Here is a 16,562-nt window from a genome sequence, read left to right as displayed (position 1 = left end):
GACCCCCGGAGTGGCTTTGAATCGTTCCGCGCGGCGCCGGCTAGTGTGTGAACTTGCGGGTTGAACACTTACGAGGAAGGCGCATAGTGGCACCTTCGGTGATCTCCGAGTTTCTTGACCCATCGCCCGCCGCGCTGGCGGCGCAATGGAAGTCGGTACTCGCACGACAGGAGGTACCGAAGGGAAGCCGACAGGTTTCGTTCGTTCCAAGCGAGGTCGTGTTGTCGCTCTGCGCATCGCTGTTGGTTGACCATCGCCGGTTCGGTAGCTCCTCTGCACATCGTGCGGGAATGCCGGTCCAGCATCTTGCGCGTCTGTTCAAGCGTCGGCCCACGAGCTTTATCGCAAAGATGGCGAACCTGGATGGAACACGTAGTCATGGCGGGCGGCATGAGGTCGAAGTCGCGTCGTTGATGCTTTCGGACAGCGCGTTGATGCAGGACGTATACCTTCGAATTCTGCGATCGGCGCGTTCCCACGGAATTGACGAACATGTGTTGCCGGACTTCCTCGAATTGGAAAGCGGCGAAACGCTGTGGTTGGTGGGACAAGAAGAGCTAGTCCAAAGTGAGATCGAGAGATCCTTGGAGCAGTCGCTTGAAAAGTGGTCTAGCGAGCGTAACGATATCCCCATCGCGACCACTCAGCGATTGCTGACCTCCAGAGTTCGAATCGGCCAGCATCGGTTCGCCGCTGGCGTACTCAGCAATCACGAGCACCGCTGCGTGTTCTGTGGCCTTAGCGCGAATGTCGGGGGCCGACGCCGGCCGCGCCTCCTTACTGCAAGCCATATCAAGCCCTGGCGAGACAGCACTGACAAAGAGCGACTTGACCGTCGCAACGGCTTCACCGCGTGCCCGACACATGACATTGCCTTCGATACGGGGCTCATCACCGTCGACGAGGACTTGAACCTCCACTACGCGCCCGGCGTCGAGAGCGATATGGAGATCGAAAGTCCGCTTCGCGCCGCACTCGGGAAGCCACCTCTGAGAGACCGATTGATCTTGCCGGACAAGGCGGAGCGTCCGGATGTTGTCTATCTGGACTGGCACCGCACGCAGATCTATGTCGCTTCGTGACAAACACCAACGAGCGCTCTGCGTAGCTGGTCGAAGATGGGCCAGTCTATTTGACTTGGGTAATTCCAAGATCGCCGTCGACGGCGTCTGCTTCATCGCCGCACGCACAGTCACAGTCTCCGTCGCAACCGCCGGTGTTGCAGTCGCCGGCGTAGCTGTCGTCATCCGCGTCGCAATCGAGGGACCCGCCGAAAGATTCAGCAAAATCGTCGTCGAGTTCGTGAGTGAAGTCGTGGACCTCGTCGATCAGGTTCAGCAGATGCTGCGGAGCGAAGGGATCGGCGTCGAGCATCGTGGAGACCAGGAGGTGGTCACCGCTGAAGGCGAAGCGGAGGCGCGGCCATTCCTGCGCGAGTTCGATAAGTCGAGTCGCAGCATGCGAGGGATTGCCGAGGCCGGTCAGGACCGAGGACCAGACGTTGATCTGGGGTCCGTCGTCGGCGACGGTCACGTAGACGACAAATCCGTGAACCGGCACGACAATGTCGCCGTCGTCATCGGTGGCAGGCTCACTGCCCAGTAGTTCGGCGAGGGTCTGGACGCACAGGCGAACCAACTCGTCGCGCTCGTCCGTCACCAAGGCAATTGCGCCGTTGATGTGGAGGGGCTGGTCGGCGGTCGTGTCTTGGTCGCTCATGGATCCTCATGTTCTGTGCCAGTCCGAGCAGGCGCTGGGCACTGTTTTCGTGCGGTAGCTGTCAGGTCTACGGTAATCGGCGCACACTATTGTCCGCGCAGTGGATGATCAAAAATGCCTGCGCAGGGTCCGTGTTGATCAGGACTTGACAGCCGACCAGCGACGAGATGCGAGCCCCGACAAATCGGGCAGCCTTGTGGCAGTGAGTATCTCGGCTGTCGGTAGGTAGATCTAGCCTCCATACATGACGGGTCAGCGAGTTCGGCGAGCTTCACATCTGCGTTTGGTACCTGCACATCAAGCGGCGCAAGGCCCGATTAAGGCCCTTACGCCGAGGCAGATGCGGAATCAGCGTCGACGGCCGGAGGTGGCGAACTTTGTCATGCGAATCGAACTCGATTGCATCACGCCGCCTATTTGGAGACGGTTTTCGGTTCCGTCGAATATCGAACTGGACCAACTTCATTCGATAGTGCAGGCGGTGATGGGGTGGGGAGATCAACACGCTCATCAGTGGGTGAGTGTCCATCATTCAACGGACAATGGCCCAGATCGGTATATCGCGCCAGAGGTGATCGAGCGCGACGGATACCAGGAAGACGAGTTTGGTGAGGACGAAGTCCGGATCGACGAGGCAGTAACCGCGGTCGGGGAGTACGTCCGTTATGAGTACAACGCCCGCGCACGGTGGAGTCACACGTTGGTTCTCGAGCAGATTGTCGAAGACCAGCCGATTTCTGAGCCATCCTGTCTCGACGGCGAGAGAGCGTGCCCGCCGGAGGATTCTGGTGGTCCGATCGGGTATCGCGAGTTCCTGAACGTGCAGGCGAGTACCGGACTGTTCGATCCCGAACGTTTTGTTCCCGCAGAGTCCAATGCAGCAGTCACCATTGCAGTGGCACTGCATAAATCACCGCCCGTGGAAAGCTCGCTGTTCGAGAATTTCTTGCGCCGCCTGTCGGTTCATTCCGCACCGAAACTGTTTGCCGCAGTTGCCAAATCGGAGCTTCGCGGCGGATATGACAACTATTTCGAGGTGATGCGTGAGGGAGCAACCTGCCAACTGCTGTGGCTGCTGAACTCCGCGCGAGTCGGTGGGATTGCGTTGACGGCGTCCGGGGCACTTCCCTCGGACCATATTGCGGACGCCCGAGACGAACTCGATTGGGGCAGTGACTGGATCGATGTCACGGCAGGGAGTGACTCGCAATTGGCAGTACTCGTTGAAGCCGCCAAGACACTGGGATTTGTCCGGAAACTCCGAGGCACTTTGATTCTGACTCGACTCGGCGCGTCAGTGCTTGCATATGAAGGCGAGCTGTGGCGTCACATCGTGACGGCCATGCCGTTGGGAAAGGGTGAGTTGGCGCAGGAAGCCGGCCGAATTCTGTTCCTTACGTTGGCTGCCGGCTTGTCGGAGTCCGAACGTAGTGAAGTGATGATCGAAGGCCTCACGGCATTGGGTTGGTCGACAACAGACGGAACACGACTCGGGGACGACGATTGGACGTGGATGGTGCGAGACACTCTCGTGTACCTGCGAATGATCGGGGCGATTGTCTCCAATCCGCTGGACCAGCATGTTTCCGCCGATCCCGAGTGGGGCCGACGGTTTGCCAGGATGGTCCTGTCGATGTAGGTATGCGATCGAATCGAGCATCGATTTCAATCGATGCGGAGTTGTTATATGCGCTGGAAGCGCACGATTTTACTGCGGCGGAAACATGAATATTTTCGAGTGGGAAAATATCGGAGTTTTTGTTCAAAATTGCCATCATGCTAGGGTCGATTCTCGGTTGTTAAATTGCGTGGTCGAGCCAAAAGCTTGCGCAGAAGATTTATTTTGTGGAGGTTGGGTTTCCAAAAAGACGAAGTGCGTGTTGCTAGTCAATTGAATATGTGACCGGTGTTGGTATGGCGGTCGCTCTTAGGGCGTGCAGAAACGAAGCGCAAAGATCCTGAACAGGGGTTTTGTTCTTTGTTCTGCCGATTATGTGCGAAGGATGTGGCATGTGACGGGGTCCGACATGGTCCAGTTCAGTACCTTGGTAATTGTTTCACTGCTTATTTCTTTTTATGGTGGAACTTTTCTGATTTCTCTTCGTATTGGTAAGAAGCAGGAAAATGCCGACGGATTTATGACCGCCGGAAACAAATTAGGATTTGGTGTTTCGGCCGCGAGTATGACGGCCACCTGGATTTGGGCGTCGTCGATGTATGCATCCGCCACTTCTGGCTACACCTACGGAATCTCCGGACCCATTCACTACGGTTTGTGGGGCGCATTGATGATTCTCTTCATTTATCCCTTTGGGCAGCGAATTCGTAAAGTAGCGCCGAAAGCCCACACCCTGGCTGAGGTCATGTACGCGCGGCACGGACGCTCGAGTCAGCTGATGCTCGCGGGCTCCAATATCATCGGCAGTCTCATCAGTTTGATGTCGAACTTCCTCGCTGGTGGTCTGCTGATCGCATTGCTTTCTCCGTTCAACTTCATCCAGGGTGTGTTCATCGTTGCGCTGGGCGTTTTGCTGTACACGCTGTGGTCGGGCTTCCGCGCTTCGGTGTTGACCGACTTCGTTCAGCTGATCGGAATGCTCGGTGCGGTAGCGGTTTTGGTGCCGTTCATCTTCTTTGCGGCGGGGTTCCCGGCAGCCTTCGAATCCGGGGCAGGCAACCTTACTGCTGAGCAGGGCAACTTCTTCTCGAGCGTTGCCTTCTTCGAGCAGGGTGCGCCGTACATCGCGGCAGTTCTTGCCTACGCAATCGGCAATCAGACCATTGCCCAACGTCTGTTCGCGGTCCGCGAAGACCTGATCAAGCCCACCTTCATCACCGCAACCGTGGGATATGGCGCCACCGTTATCGGCGTCGGAATGCTGGGTGTTCTCGCGCTGTACCTCGGAATCGAGCCGATGGATGGTGACGTCAACAACCTGATTCCGCAGATGGCTGCGTCGTACCTGCCCGGAATTTTGCTGGCTGTCTTCTTTGTCATGATCATCGGCGCGCTGTCATCGACGGCGGACTCGGACCTTGCTGCGCTATCGTCCATCGTGATGACCGACGTTTACGGCCAAGCCGTCGCAGGCAAGGCTAATGCGAACCCTCGACGGATGCTGCTCATCGGCCGAGTAACGATGATTGTAGCCACGGCGGCGGCTATCTCCTTGGCAAGTCTGCAATTGAGCATTCTGGATCTGTTGGTGTTCGTCGGCGCGCTGTGGGGCGCGCTGGTGTTCCCGGTTATCGCGAGCTTCTATTGGGGAAAGGTCACCAACAAAGCCTTCACTGTGTCGGTGCTGGTGGCCCTTGCTGCCTTCTTGCCCGTCCGATTCAGTTGGGTGCCGATCGATGGGATGTTCGGGATCTTCTCCGACATCGTTGCCGTTGTCGGTATCGGAGTGGTGCTGGGGCTCATGGTTTTTGGATTCTTCGGTCTGAAGGCTGCGCAGATCGTCGGCGGCCTGGCGATCGTGCTGTCCGCACCGTTCGCAATCGGCTTCCTGCACGACTACCCAACGCTCAGCGGATCTTTGGTGGCCTATGCCGTCAGTACCGTCGTGTGCTTTGCGATGTCCGTCAATCAGCGTGAGACGTTCGATTTCGAACTGATCAAGCAGCGGACGGGAGACTTCGACGATGACGAGCTTCCTGCCGTGGGAGCGTCCGGAAAGTAACTTTCGAGACAAGTGGAAGGGATACGGATGAGTACTGCTCTACTGACCATTTACGTTCTGATCTGGCCGGCGTTGGTCTTGGTCGTGCTGGGAGTTATCAGCAAGGGATTCTTCAAGGACTGGGCAACTGCTCGCCGCAACGGTGAGGATCTCGTCTAACCTTTCACGCCGCCACCGACGGACTTCTTGTCGGTGGCGGCGGTCATATTGCGTCGGACACAGGGGGCAGCGTTATAGTTGCCCAGTGCAACACGACGGAGCAATGGGGCTCACCGGTCCACCGGCCGTTCATGACGAGCTGGTGCACCTGACGCGGCAGCTGATGACGGGGGATCGGCATTCCGATGACCACCCGTCGATCGCGCAGCATTCCTTCCTCTCCTTCATCGGCCGCAACGACGGCTGCAAGGCCACGGAGATCTCCGAAGTCTTCGGCGTCAACCGCTCGACCATCTCGCGCCAAGTGCGCGGGTGCATCGAGGCAGGCTGGGTATATGCCGATCCGGGATCCGTTCGTCAGGGCAATCCGCTGCACCTCACGGAGGCTGGCCGCAAATACCTCGACGCCGCCGACGCGCGTCGGCTCGACCAAGTCGCCGGCAGGCTGCACGATTGGACCGAGTCCGAGGTCGCAGACTTCGCCCGCGCACTCCACCGCTTCAGAATCAGCATCGAATCGCAGACCAACGGAGATGACACCCTGTGAGTGAGTACAGCGCCAAAGCCCAGTTCACCATCTCCGACAATGAGTCTGTGGTGCACACCGTCTTCACTCACGCCGAGCGCACGCCCGAACTGACGGTGTTCTCCCGCCCCAAGGGAGAGGGTTGGGTAGACGTCACAGCCAAAGAGTTCGCCGAGCAGGTCACCGGCGTCGCAAACGGTCTCATTGCAGCCGGGGTGCAGGCAGGCGACCGCGTCGCACTCCTCTCCGCGACCCGATACGAGTGGACGCTCTTCGACTTCGCCATCTGGGCTGCCGGCGCCGCTACCGTTCCGATCTACGACTCGTCGTCTCAGGGGCAGGTCAGCTGGATCCTCGAAGACTCCGAGGCCGTCATCGCGATCGTCGAAACCGGCGCGCACGAGCAGCTGTTCCAGGACGCGCCAAGCTCTCTCAAGGCCGTCATGCAGATCGACGACGGAGCAGTCGAAAAGCTGACCGCACAGGGCGCCGACGTTGACGATACCGAGCTGAAGAAGCGACTCGCGGGCATCAAGGCCGACGATCTGGCGTCACTCGTCTACACCTCCGGCACCACAGGCCGTCCCAAGGGATGCATCCTCACGCATCGCAACTTCCTGTCCGAGGTGCGCGGGATTCTGACGGCATCGATCGGCAAGGTGGCGGTTCCGGGAAACCGAGTCCTGACCTTCCTACCGCTCGCTCACGTGCTGGCTCGCGCGGTGTCCCTCGCGACGTTCGAAGCTGGTGCGTCGCAGGCGCACTGGTCCGACTTTGCCACCATTACAACTCAATTCGAGCGGTACAAGCCCAACACCATCCTCGGTGTTCCGCGTGTCTTCGAAAAAGTTCGTGACGGCGCAGCACGCAAGGCGGAGTCCGGTGGAAAGATTCCCGGCGCGATCTTCGCCTTCGCCGAAGCCACCGCCAAGGAGTACAGCCAAGCTCTCGACAAGGGCGGTCCTTCGCTGATCTTGAAGGCGAAGCACGCAGTGGCAGACAAGCTCGTGTATTCGAAGCTTCGTGAGGCTCTCGGCGGCGAGTGCTGGTTCGCGATCTCCGGCGGCGGCGCCCTCACTCCTGAGTTGGGACACTTCTTCCGTGGGCTCGGAGTTCCGATCTACGAAGGCTATGGCCTCACCGAAACCACTGCGGCGCACTGCGTCAACGTGCCGGGTGCTCAGAAGATCGGAACCGTCGGACAGCCGATGGGCGGCAACGGGGTTCGCATCGCCGAGGATGGCGAGATCGAACTCAACGGTGGAGTCGTCTTCAAGGGATACTGGAAGAACGACAAGGCCACCGAAGAGACATTCGTCAACGGCTGGATGCGAACCGGTGATCTCGGTGAACTCGACAGCGACGGTTACCTTTCCATCACCGGACGCAAGAAGGATCTTCTGGTGACGGCGGGTGGCAAGAACGTCTCGCCCGGCCCGATGGAAGACCGTATCCGTTCGCATTCCATCGTCTCGCAGGCAGTCGTCGTCGGCGACGGGAAGACCTACATCACGGCGCTGCTGACCGTCGACCCCGAGGTGTTCGAGAAGTGGAAGGCGGAGAACGGTAAGCCTTCTGGCGCGACCGTCGCCGAACTACGTGACGACAAGGACCTTCGAGCGGAGCTGCAGAAGGCTGTCGACGACGCCAATGCCGCTGTCTCGCATGCGGAGTCGATCAAGAAGTTCGTCATTCTCGATCGCGATCTGACCGAGGAAGACGGTGAGATGACAGCGACGCTCAAGATCAAGCGCAATGTCGTCGTCGATCGGTTCTCGAAGGAGATCGAAGGAATGTACGCGAAGAGCTAGGCGCGTTTGGGGAACTGCTCGCGGTAAGCCATCACGTCGTCGAGGCGGAACCTGCGGTGGGTGCCGCGTAGTTCGATCGGGAGTTTCCCGGCGTCGGCGAGTTTGCGTACATACGTGTCCGAAACGCCGAGGATCTCTGCTGCCTGCGAGGTGGTGAGGAGCTCTGCGACTGGCCCGAGGGCGACGCTGTCCCCGGCAGCGAGGTAGGTCAGGAGCTGCACGACGGCGTCGCCGACCGACGGTGGAATCTCGATCCGGACGCCGTCGAACACCAGCGTGGTCGTGTCCGTCGAGGTTTCGGCTCTCTGGGCCAGAGCCGTCTTGATCCGCTCGGCAGCGTCGCCATCGACTGCGGAAACAATGTGGTCGATGCTCACGCGATGTATCTCCGATCGAAGGCAGTGTTTCGCAAGCATAGACAGCGACAGTGTCCGTCGGCACGCTGGATGGCGCCGTGTGCGTTGCATTACACGAGTGCCACGGGTGGAAAACGATTTACCCACGTAGATCCGAATTCGAAGGTTTTGGCGCCCAAAGATATTCGAAGCGACGCATACGTAACTCACCAAATTTGGTGTACCCGCAAGTAACATCCTGAGCGTGGCTAGACGATCGGTAACGGTGAGATTCGACGTAGAGGAACTGAGGGCCCTAGAGACCCTCCAAGAGCTCACGGGCGCGGACATTTCCAGCGTCATTCGTGAAGCTGTGATCGAACATGCGCGTCGATGTGCTGCGCAGGGAAAGCCCCGCGACATCGCCGAGCGACGCAAATCGCTGACCTTGCAGGAAGCCTTCGCCAAGTACTCCGCGTTGTGCACCGACGAGGAGCGGGAAGCATCGTAGCGCTCTGTCGATGCGGCGGTGACTGGTTGAGCTCACAGTGATTCTGACTGTGGCGCTGGGTAGTTCGTACGAGGGATATTGCAGCAACAGAAGTGTTGCGTAGACCTCTGACAGGAGCTGGCCAGTGACGGACGTCCTCGAACTCTCCACCGATGTATTGGTGATCGGTGGTGGCCCCGCCGGCGCGTGGGCGGCGTTGCGTGCGGCCAAGGCCGGTGCAGACGTCGTCCTGGTCGACAAGGGATACTGCGGAACGAGTGGCGCGACGGCCCCCTCCGGAACGGGTGTTTGGTACGTCGAACCGGATGCGACTGCACGTGAGCGGGCAAAGGCCGGACGCGAGGCGCTCGGCGGATATCTTGCTGATCACCACTGGATGGACCGCGTTCTCGAGCAGACCTACTCCAACATGGATCTCCTCGCGGTAGAGGGCAGATATCCGTTCCCCGTCGACACCAGCACGGGCAAGCAGATACGCACCGGCCTGCAGGGGCCTGAGTACATGCGGCGGATGCGCACCTGGATTCGTCGGGCCGGGGTGCGCATCCTCGACCATTCGCCGGCGCTGGAGTTGTTGGTGGACGACGCCGGGCGAGTTCGCGGAGCTGCCGGATACCAGCGTCACGAACATCAGGACTACCGCGTCTCGGCAGGCGCGGTAGTGGTCGCCAGCGGAGGTTGTGCGTTTCTGTCCGGTGCGTTGGGTACCAATGTCGATACCGGTGACGGTGCATTGATGGCAGCCGAAGTCGGAGCCGAGTTCTCCGGCATGGAGTTCTCCAACGCGTACGGAATCGCAGCGGCCGGATCGACGATCACCAAGACGGCTTACTACGCGTACGCGACGTTCTTCCACGCCGACGGAAGCGTGCTCGAAGGTGCCGGTTCGGCGAAGGGGAGGTCCGTCATCGCCAGAACGTTGCGGAATGAGCCGGTATTCGCGCAGATCGATCGGGCCGACGCTGAGGTGCAGCGTCGAATGAGGCTGGGGCAGCCCAACTTCTTCCTGCAATTCGATCGCCGCGGAATCGATCCCTTCACCGACAAATTCGAAGTCGGCATGCTCGCTGAAGGCACTGTTCGCGGGACTGGAGGAATCAACGTCGTCGACGACGATTGCGCGTCATCGGTTCCAGGACTGTTTGCCGCCGGGGACGCTGCGACCCGAGAGCGAATCTGCGGAGGGTTTACCGGCGGGGGAAGTCACAACGCCGCATGGGCGATGTCCTCTGGTTCATGGGCAGGAACCGGTGCTGCGCGCTATGCGCTGTCGGTCGGACGCGGGGCTACCAGTGGTCTACGCGGAGCCGGAACCGTCGCATTGCGTAATCCGGCACGAACCGGGCTTACTGCCGACGACGTTGTGAAAGCTGCTCAAGCGCAGCTGATTCCCTTCGACAAGAACTACCTCCGCAGCGGTGATCGAGTATCCGCAGCGCTCGGTGAGCTCGAATCGCTGTGGGGTGCAGTGAGTGCGGATCTGGGCGCGGATCCAGCAGGTCGGATGGCGGCGCGGCAGGCTGCCGCGATCACGGCCGTCGGTCGCTGGATGTATCACTCGACGTTGGCGCGGACCGAGACTCGGGGAATGAGCAAGCGGGACGATTATCCCGAACTTGATGTGACGCAGCACCATCACGTCCTCACCGGCGGTTTGGATTCGGTGTGGACCCGGACTTCTGAATCTGTCGGGTCTGCACTGGTGGCGTCATGATCGAGCTGGTGTCCGCGCCTGACTGCATCGGCTGCGACAAGTGCGTAGATGTGTGTCCTACAGATGTTTTCGATCGGACGCCGTCGGGCGTCCCGGTGATTGCGCGCCAATCGGATTGCCAGACCTGCTTCATGTGTGAGGCATATTGCCCGACGGATGCGCTGTATGTGCATCCACAATCCACGCCGTTGGAAACGGCCGATGTGATCGAGGACGATCACATCGGCCGCTACCGAGAGAAGATCGGATGGGGCAAAGGGCGGGCACCTGGGTCGCTGACCGCGGTGGGCCCGGAGGTGCCCCGTCCGGTTACGACCTGACGAGAATCTTGACTGCAGTGTCGTTGTGCTCGATCAGAGTGGTGAATCCTTCGGAGATCAATTCTTCGAGCTGAATACGACCGGTGATGAATGGCGCTAGATCGACGACACCGTCCTGGACCATCTTGATGACCGCCTCATGGTCACGTACGTACGCGATGGTTCCGCGTAGATCGATTTCCTTGAGGACCAGCTTCTGCATGTCGATGGTCGCGGGCTTGCCCCAAATCGACACGTTGACAACAACTCCAGCAGGCCGGACCGTGTCGAGCATGGTGTCGAGGACCGCGTTGACGCCTGCGCACTCGAAGCCGATGTCTGCGCCGATGCCTCCGCTGAGTTCGAGGACGCGCGCCTTGACGTCTTCGGTGGTGGGATCGATGACGTAGTCGGCGACGCCACTGGAGAGAGCCTTGGCCTTGCGGGCTTCGCTGAGTTCGGTGACGATCGTCGTGACACCCAGCCCTTTGAGAACTGCCGCAACGAGGAGTCCGATCGGTCCGGCTCCGCCCACAATTGCAACGTTGCCGCTTTCGGCTCCACTGCGCACGACTGCGTGATGGGCGACGCTCAACGGTTCGATGAGAGCTGCCTCGTCGAGCGGGATGTTGCCGATCTTGTGGATCCAGCGACGGTCGACGACGACCTTCTCACTGAGCCCTCCACCTCCGCCGGCCAAGCCGATGAACCCCATCTTCGTACACAGGTGGTAGTTGCCCGCCTTGCAGGGTGCGCACTCGTTGCAGACGAAGTAGGGCTCGACGACAACATTTTCACCTACCTCGACGTCCGTGACACCTTCGCCGACCTCTTCGACGGTGCCGGAGAATTCGTGGCCCATCGTGACCGGCGCATTCTCGTGTGAGAGTGGATGCGGGTGGCCGGGTGCGGAGATGAAGATCGGTCCCTCGAGGTACTCGTGGAGATCGGTGCCGCAGATTCCGCACCATGCGACCTTCAGCTTGACTGTTCCTGGCCGCAATTCGGGCTCAGGGATCTCTTCGATCCGGATGTCTTTCTGCCCGTGGAACCGTGCTGCCTTCATTGATCCGCACCTCACTTCGTTGTGAATCCCCTGGTAGATCGACGCTAGGCCGATTATCGGCGTGGGTGAAGGGTTGCAACGGAATGCAATGGGGTGGAACCGATCGGTGCTGGGGAGCGTCCAATACTGTGAGCGGGCCGCGAACGAGGGGGAGTGCTGTGGGAGTGAGGGGTGCAGTGGTCTTGGTCGCGGCCGCGCTGTTGGTTGGGGGTTGTTCCTCAACGGTCGAGGGGCATGCAGTGCGCCCAGAAGGAACTGATGGGCTGTTCGATCCATGTTCGGCGATCCCGGACGATGTTGTCTCGAGTCTTGGCGTTGACGTCGGGACGGAGGACAACGGAGTGCTCGGCGTACGTCAAGCGGAGTTCGAAATCTGTAGCTGGGAATCCGACTGGTACGCGCTGGGCGTTTGGTCGACATTTCACTCGCTTGACGACGTTCGTCGAAATCCCAAGGACACTGACATCCGTGATGCTCCGATGGTTGCTCCCGGCGCTGTCACCTTTCGCGAGGTCACGGACGTCCAAAAGAATCTGTGCATGGTCGCGATTCCAGTTGTTCAGGGTGCGGTGTTCGTAAGAGTGGACGCATTTCTGGGCGAGCGACACCAGGAGGAAGTCTGTGCATTGGCGACCCGCCAGGCGATCGCCCTGCTGGCGTACTTACCAAAGTGATACTTGCGTTGAGAGGGATGGCGGCAATGGTTGAGATGTTTTCACTCGATCCGAAAACTGCAGAACTACTGCGCGATTATTGCGGCGACTGGCTTGGTGAGTTGCGCAAACTCTCCGTTCCCGCTCAGCGATTGGGAACAGTTGACGGCTTCGGGACTCTGGGCTCGGCGCAGGCGTTGCGGGACAAGTTCGCGCAGAAGGCTGTCGGTGGCCACGATGCGCTCGTCGATGTGTTGGCGAGTCATATCGCGGTCGTGGAGGCAATGCAGGCTCAGTTTCAAGCCTGCATCGACAACGCATTGGATCAGGAGTCGTCGAACGTCTCGACTTTGAGGTCGATCAACCAACCGAACTGAGTCAGTGGATGTGTCGCTGCCAATCGGCCGGGACACGGCCTTTAGGCCCTGGGGTCGGCTGATCTGCGGGATGTGAAGTGGGCGCCGTCAATTCAGGTCCGTCGTACGCCTCGTTGGTTTCGAAGCTCCAGAACCAATCCTCGCCAGGTTCGTAGCTCTGCATGAACGGATGCTTCGTCGAGGCCGCATGCTTGCTCGCGTGCTGTGACGGTGAGGAGTCGCAACAACCGACATGACCGCACTGCGCGCATCGACGCAGGTGCACCCACCAACCGCCGCTCGCATCGCATTCGACGCATCCCGCGCCACTGGGCGGGACGCTCGGATCGATCCCGGCTGGAAGTCCCTCGGTCATGGTCCACCCTCTCACTGGCTGAAGTCGGTCATTTCATCGTGCGCTTTGCGTTCTGGCCGTGCAAGGGCGACTAGTCGTCGCGCGTATCCCGCGGTGGGCCCGCGATAGGCAACAAAACTCTGAACCGGGTGTTACCGGGCTCCGACGTCACCCGCAGTTCGCCACGGTGCTTGCCAACCACAATTCGCCACGAAATATCAAGACCGAGACCGGTTCCCTCGCCAACAGGCTTAGTCGTGAAGAACGGTTCGAAGATCCTGTCGATGACGTCATCGGGAATCCCGGCACCGGTGTCGCAGATCTCGATGCACACGCGGTCGCCATCGCGGCTTGTCCGAACGGTGAGTGTTCCCGACCCGTCCATGGCAGAGACCGCATTGTCGATGAGGTTGGTCCACACCTGATTGAGTTCGGCGGCGTACGCGTCGATCGGTGGCAGCGCGAGGTCGTATTCCTTGACGACTTCGATTCCGCTTCCGATCTTTTGCCCCAACATGATCAACGTGCTGTCAAGTAGTTCGTGGACATCGATGGTCTGGAAGGGCGCGCGGTCCATCTGAGAATACTGTTTAGCCGCACCGACGAGAGTCGAAATCCTCGTTGTGGAGTCGGCGATCTCGTTCATCAGGAGTTCGGATTCGATGGTGTAATTCAGCCAGCGAATTGCGCCTTCGAGTACGGACTCGTCAACGGCTGCAGCAACATTCTCGAGCCAAGCGGTGTCGAGACCAGCCTGCACGAAGGTCGGAGCCAGATCCCAACCCTCTCGAATCGAATGATCCTCGAACCATTCACCCAACGAATCCTCTCGATCCGAGGCTTCGAGGGGAGTGAGCGTCGGCGCCTTGGCGACAACCTCTGCAACTTCCTCTTGAAGCCGCATGAGCGTCACGAGGGCATCGCGGTCGTAGGTGCCCGATGCAACCATTCCCAGTTTGTGACGCATACCTGCGACACGCTCGCGCAAAGACGCGGTCGCTCGAACCGCTGCGGCTGCAGGGTTATTGAGCTCGTGAGTCAACCCGGCCGAAAGTGATCCGAGTGCAAGGAGTCGCTCTCGCTGATCGATGATCTGCTGAGTGTTCTTCTTGCCGAAGAAAACACCTTCGAGCAGATGAACCGCCATCGGAAACCACTCGCGCATCGCGTTGCCGAACTTGTCGGCGTCCAGGACGAAAAACGTCGAAGGAGTCGTCACTCGCATCGACCCCGCGTAGACCTGCGGTACACGATCGCCGAGGTACGCCGTCCATCCTCCCGAGTAGACGCCACGCTGGGTGGTCCTGTTGATTTCGATGTCTTCGCCGCCCGACAGCTTGGACAGCACCACCTCGCCCTCGATCAGGACGTAGAAGCAGGTGGCAGGCTCACCTTCGAGGTAGACCTGACCTCGGTCAATCTCGGTGATATGGCCTGCCTGGCAAAGCGATTCGAGCTGATCGTCGGTGAGCTTCTCGAACAGGAACAGGGTGCGAAGCAGGTCGGGGCTGCACTCAGGAATGGACATCGAATCTCCCTATTGTTGAGCGAGATAGCGGTGGACAAACATCACGGCCATCGCGCCCTCTCCGACGGCCGACGCAACGCGTTTGGCCGATTCGGCGTGTACGTCCCCGGCGACAAACACTCCGGGGACACTGGTTTCGAGATGATGTGGGGCGCGATCAAGCGGCCACCCGTCCGGGGTGACACCTTCGGATGGAAGGTCCGGGCCGGCGAGAACGAATCCATTCCCATCGCGGACCACCACGTCGCCGAGCCAGTCGGTCAGGGGAGCGGCACCGATGAAGATGAACAACCACTGAGCATCGACAGTGTCTTCTTCTCCGGTGGCTCTGTTACGCAGTGTGATTCGTTCGAGGTGATCGTCACCCTCAGCGCCGACTACCTCCGTGCACGTACGCACGGTGATCTTCGGATTCTTTTCGATCTGCTGAATCAGGTAGTAGGACATCGATGCTTCGAGCGAGTTGCCGCGAATGAGAATGGTGACGGACCTAGCTCCGCGGGAGAGGTAGACCGCAGCTTGGCCGGCCGAATTGGCGCCGCCGACTATGTACACATCCTGCTCGCTGCACCGTGCAGCTTCGGTGACGGCCGATCCGTAGTAGACCCCTCGGCCGGTGTAGGTGTCGAGTCCCGGCGCCGAAAGCTGGCGATAGGAAACACCGGTCGCCAAGATGACCGAATGGGCGTCGACCGACGAACCGTCGTCGAAACGCACTGTGCGGGCCGAGCCGTTAATTTCCAAACCGGTGACGTCTCGAGCGGTGATGACCTCGGCGCCGAACTTGGTTGCCTGGCGTCGTGCGCGATCGGCCAACTGTGCGCCGGAGACTCCGTCGGGGAAGCCGAGGTAGTTCTCGATCCGCGAACTCTGGCCGGCCTGACCGCCTGTCGCTCGCCGTTCGATGAGAACCGTCCGAAGCCCCTCCGAAGCGCCGTACAGAGCAGCGCCCAGACCCGCAGGGCCGCCGCCGATGACAACGAGATCGTAAAAGTCTTCGGAGAGGGTGGTACTCAACCCGAGTTTGTCGGCGAGTTCGGCGTCAGTGGGCTCAACGAGGACATCCCCATTGGATGCGATGACGACGGGAAGCCGCAGTTCGTCGATACCGGCAGCCGAGAGCAGTCGTTGGCCCTCCGGCTCGTCCGACATGTACCAACGATAGGCAAGTTGGTTGCGCGCCAAAAATTCTCGAACGTCGGATGATCGCTCGGACCAACGATGGCCGACCACCTTGGTTTCCTCGGCAGGGTGATGACTCGAGCTTGCCCAGGCATCGAGCAGCGCGTCGATGACGGGGTACAGCTTCTCCTCCGGCGGATCCCACGGCTTGAGGAGGTAGTGGTCGAGATCGACGACGTTGATGGCGTCGATCGCAGCATCGGTATCGGCGTAGGCGGTCAGCAGAACGCGCCGAGCTACGGGATACAGGTCCATTGCCTGTTCGAGGAACTCGATTCCACTCAAACCGGGCATGCGGTAGTCGGCGACGATCACAGCGACTGCATCGCCGCGAAGTTTCATTTCACGCAAGGTCTCGAGCGCCTGGTCGCCGGACTCCGCGCGAATGATTCGGTACTTCTCGCCGTACCGTTTCCGGAGGTCTCGAACGACGGCACGCGAAACACCAGGATCGTCGTCGACGCTGAGGATCGCTGGTTTGGCCGGGGCTTTCGGTGCGCTCACTCGGTGCCTTCCCGAAGTTGTAGTCAACCTCTCCAGTATGCGACTGCTGAGCTGAGCGTCAATCGCTGGCGATGCGCTCTGAGTGAACCGGGGACCGTGAACTGGGAATTTGAAGATTGCGGGAACCGATCGGGCCTCCGATACATCCAATAGTGTGGGTCCAC

The 16,562-nt window shown here is 59.9% G+C and carries 17 protein-coding genes; 11 read left to right on the top strand and 6 right to left on the bottom strand.

Features of this window, described 5'->3' with window-relative positions; translation table 11 throughout:
* Positions 1-86 precede the first annotated feature (86 nt).
* Positions 87-1,082, top strand: coding sequence for an HNH endonuclease (locus G8767_RS30450; RefSeq protein ID WP_166813591.1), 996 nt, complete (start codon positions 87-89; stop codon positions 1,080-1,082).
* Between the two features lie 46 nt (positions 1,083-1,128).
* Here G8767_RS30450 and G8767_RS30445 read toward each other — a convergent pair whose 3' ends face one another.
* A complete protein-coding gene (locus tag G8767_RS30445; protein WP_166813589.1) occupies positions 1,129-1,719 on the bottom strand; it encodes a hypothetical protein in 591 nt (196 codons plus the stop codon).
* 340 nt (positions 1,720-2,059) lie between these two features.
* Between G8767_RS30445 and G8767_RS30440 the strand changes: the two genes are divergently transcribed.
* The 5 genes from G8767_RS30440 (at position 2,060) to G8767_RS30425 (ending at position 7,895) form a co-directional block, all read left to right on the top strand.
* Positions 2,060-3,358, top strand: coding sequence for a plasmid pRiA4b ORF-3 family protein (locus G8767_RS30440; RefSeq protein ID WP_346843052.1), 1,299 nt, complete (start codon positions 2,060-2,062; stop codon positions 3,356-3,358).
* A 388-nt stretch (positions 3,359-3,746) separates the two neighbouring features.
* Positions 3,747-5,399, top strand: a complete 1,653-nt coding sequence (locus G8767_RS30435) for a sodium:proline symporter (RefSeq protein ID WP_206029946.1) — start codon at positions 3,747-3,749, stop codon at positions 5,397-5,399.
* 27 nt (positions 5,400-5,426) lie between these two features.
* Positions 5,427-5,558: a putative transporter small subunit gene (locus G8767_RS36030; protein ID WP_003941363.1), complete on the top strand. Its 132-nt coding sequence runs from the start codon at positions 5,427-5,429 to the stop codon at positions 5,556-5,558.
* A 103-nt stretch (positions 5,559-5,661) separates the two neighbouring features.
* Positions 5,662-6,105 (top strand): MarR family winged helix-turn-helix transcriptional regulator, encoded by a 444-nt coding sequence (locus tag G8767_RS30430; RefSeq protein ID WP_206029942.1) that lies wholly within the window; start codon positions 5,662-5,664, stop codon positions 6,103-6,105.
* Positions 6,102-7,895, top strand: a complete 1,794-nt coding sequence (locus G8767_RS30425) for a long-chain fatty acid--CoA ligase (protein ID WP_166813581.1) — start codon at positions 6,102-6,104, stop codon at positions 7,893-7,895. Before G8767_RS30430 ends, G8767_RS30425 begins: the two co-directional genes overlap by 4 nt.
* Here G8767_RS30425 and G8767_RS30420 read toward each other — a convergent pair.
* Complete coding sequence (locus G8767_RS30420; protein WP_166813579.1) at positions 7,892-8,272, bottom strand: helix-turn-helix domain-containing protein; 381 nt, start codon at positions 8,270-8,272, stop codon at positions 7,892-7,894. The genes G8767_RS30425 and G8767_RS30420 overlap by 4 nt on opposite strands.
* Before the next feature lie 223 nt (positions 8,273-8,495).
* Between G8767_RS30420 and G8767_RS30415 the strand changes: the two genes are divergently transcribed.
* From G8767_RS30415 to G8767_RS30405, 3 genes are all read left to right on the top strand, one after another.
* Entirely contained in the window at positions 8,496-8,741 is a 246-nt protein-coding gene (locus G8767_RS30415; protein WP_235169808.1) for a hypothetical protein, read from the top strand.
* A gap of 124 nt (positions 8,742-8,865) precedes the next feature.
* Positions 8,866-10,455, top strand: coding sequence for an FAD-binding protein (locus G8767_RS30410; protein ID WP_166813577.1), 1,590 nt, complete (start codon positions 8,866-8,868; stop codon positions 10,453-10,455).
* Entirely contained in the window at positions 10,452-10,775 is a 324-nt protein-coding gene (locus G8767_RS30405) for a ferredoxin family protein (RefSeq protein ID WP_007726052.1), read from the top strand. The genes G8767_RS30410 and G8767_RS30405 overlap by 4 nt, the downstream gene beginning before the upstream one ends.
* Here G8767_RS30405 and G8767_RS30400 read toward each other — a convergent pair.
* A complete protein-coding gene (locus G8767_RS30400) occupies positions 10,765-11,820 on the bottom strand; it encodes a 2,3-butanediol dehydrogenase (protein ID WP_003941279.1) in 1,056 nt (351 codons plus the stop codon). The two genes, G8767_RS30405 and G8767_RS30400, sit on opposite strands and share 11 nt — an antisense overlap.
* 182 nt (positions 11,821-12,002) lie before the next feature.
* Here G8767_RS30400 and G8767_RS30395 point away from each other — a divergent pair, with 182 nt between their 5' ends.
* Positions 12,003-12,494, top strand: a complete 492-nt coding sequence (locus G8767_RS30395; RefSeq protein ID WP_166813575.1) for a DUF3558 domain-containing protein — start codon at positions 12,003-12,005, stop codon at positions 12,492-12,494.
* A 26-nt stretch (positions 12,495-12,520) separates the two neighbouring features.
* Positions 12,521-12,850 carry a hypothetical protein gene (locus tag G8767_RS30390; RefSeq protein WP_240952918.1) on the top strand — a complete coding sequence of 110 codons (330 nt, stop codon included), beginning with the start codon at positions 12,521-12,523 and terminating at the stop codon, positions 12,848-12,850.
* Between the two features lies 1 nt (position 12,851).
* On the opposite strand, the gene G8767_RS30385 is transcribed toward G8767_RS30390, so the two are convergent.
* The 3 genes from G8767_RS30385 to G8767_RS30375 form a co-directional block, all read right to left on the bottom strand.
* Positions 12,852-13,205, bottom strand: a complete 354-nt coding sequence (locus G8767_RS30385; RefSeq protein ID WP_124569520.1) for a UBP-type zinc finger domain-containing protein — start codon at positions 13,203-13,205, stop codon at positions 12,852-12,854.
* 70 nt (positions 13,206-13,275) lie between these two features.
* Positions 13,276-14,712 (bottom strand): ATP-binding protein, encoded by a 1,437-nt coding sequence (locus tag G8767_RS30380; protein ID WP_003941311.1) that lies wholly within the window; start codon positions 14,710-14,712, stop codon positions 13,276-13,278.
* Between the two features lie 9 nt (positions 14,713-14,721).
* A complete protein-coding gene (locus G8767_RS30375; protein ID WP_166813573.1) occupies positions 14,722-16,398 on the bottom strand; it encodes an FAD-dependent oxidoreductase in 1,677 nt (558 codons plus the stop codon).
* Between the last annotated feature and the right edge of the window lie 164 nt (positions 16,399-16,562).

Source organism: Rhodococcus sp. IC4_135, from assembly GCF_011602025.1.
Classification (GTDB): domain Bacteria; phylum Actinomycetota; class Actinomycetes; order Mycobacteriales; family Mycobacteriaceae; genus Rhodococcus_F; species Rhodococcus_F baikonurensis.
This window is presented reverse-complemented; position numbering and strand designations above follow the sequence as displayed.

What these genes read in the sequence shown, in the direction of transcription:
- G8767_RS30445 (WP_166813589.1), bottom strand. Translation starts at nt 1,719, where the DNA reads ATGAGCGACCAAGACACGACCGCCGACCAGCCCCTCCACATCAACGGC.
- G8767_RS30440 (WP_346843052.1), top strand. Translation starts at nt 2,060, where the DNA reads ATGCGGAATCAGCGTCGACGGCCGGAGGTGGCGAACTTTGTCATGCGA.
- G8767_RS30435 (WP_206029946.1), top strand. Translation starts at nt 3,747, where the DNA reads ATGGTCCAGTTCAGTACCTTGGTAATTGTTTCACTGCTTATTTCTTTT.
- G8767_RS36030 (WP_003941363.1), top strand. Translation starts at nt 5,427, where the DNA reads ATGAGTACTGCTCTACTGACCATTTACGTTCTGATCTGGCCGGCGTTG.
- G8767_RS30430 (WP_206029942.1), top strand. Translation starts at nt 5,662, where the DNA reads ATGGGGCTCACCGGTCCACCGGCCGTTCATGACGAGCTGGTGCACCTG.
- G8767_RS30405 (WP_007726052.1), top strand. Translation starts at nt 10,452, where the DNA reads ATGATCGAGCTGGTGTCCGCGCCTGACTGCATCGGCTGCGACAAGTGC.
- G8767_RS30400 (WP_003941279.1), bottom strand. Translation starts at nt 11,820, where the DNA reads ATGAAGGCAGCACGGTTCCACGGGCAGAAAGACATCCGGATCGAAGAG.
- G8767_RS30390 (WP_240952918.1), top strand. Translation starts at nt 12,521, where the DNA reads ATGGTTGAGATGTTTTCACTCGATCCGAAAACTGCAGAACTACTGCGC.
- G8767_RS30385 (WP_124569520.1), bottom strand. Translation starts at nt 13,205, where the DNA reads ATGACCGAGGGACTTCCAGCCGGGATCGATCCGAGCGTCCCGCCCAGT.
- G8767_RS30380 (WP_003941311.1), bottom strand. Translation starts at nt 14,712, where the DNA reads ATGTCCATTCCTGAGTGCAGCCCCGACCTGCTTCGCACCCTGTTCCTG.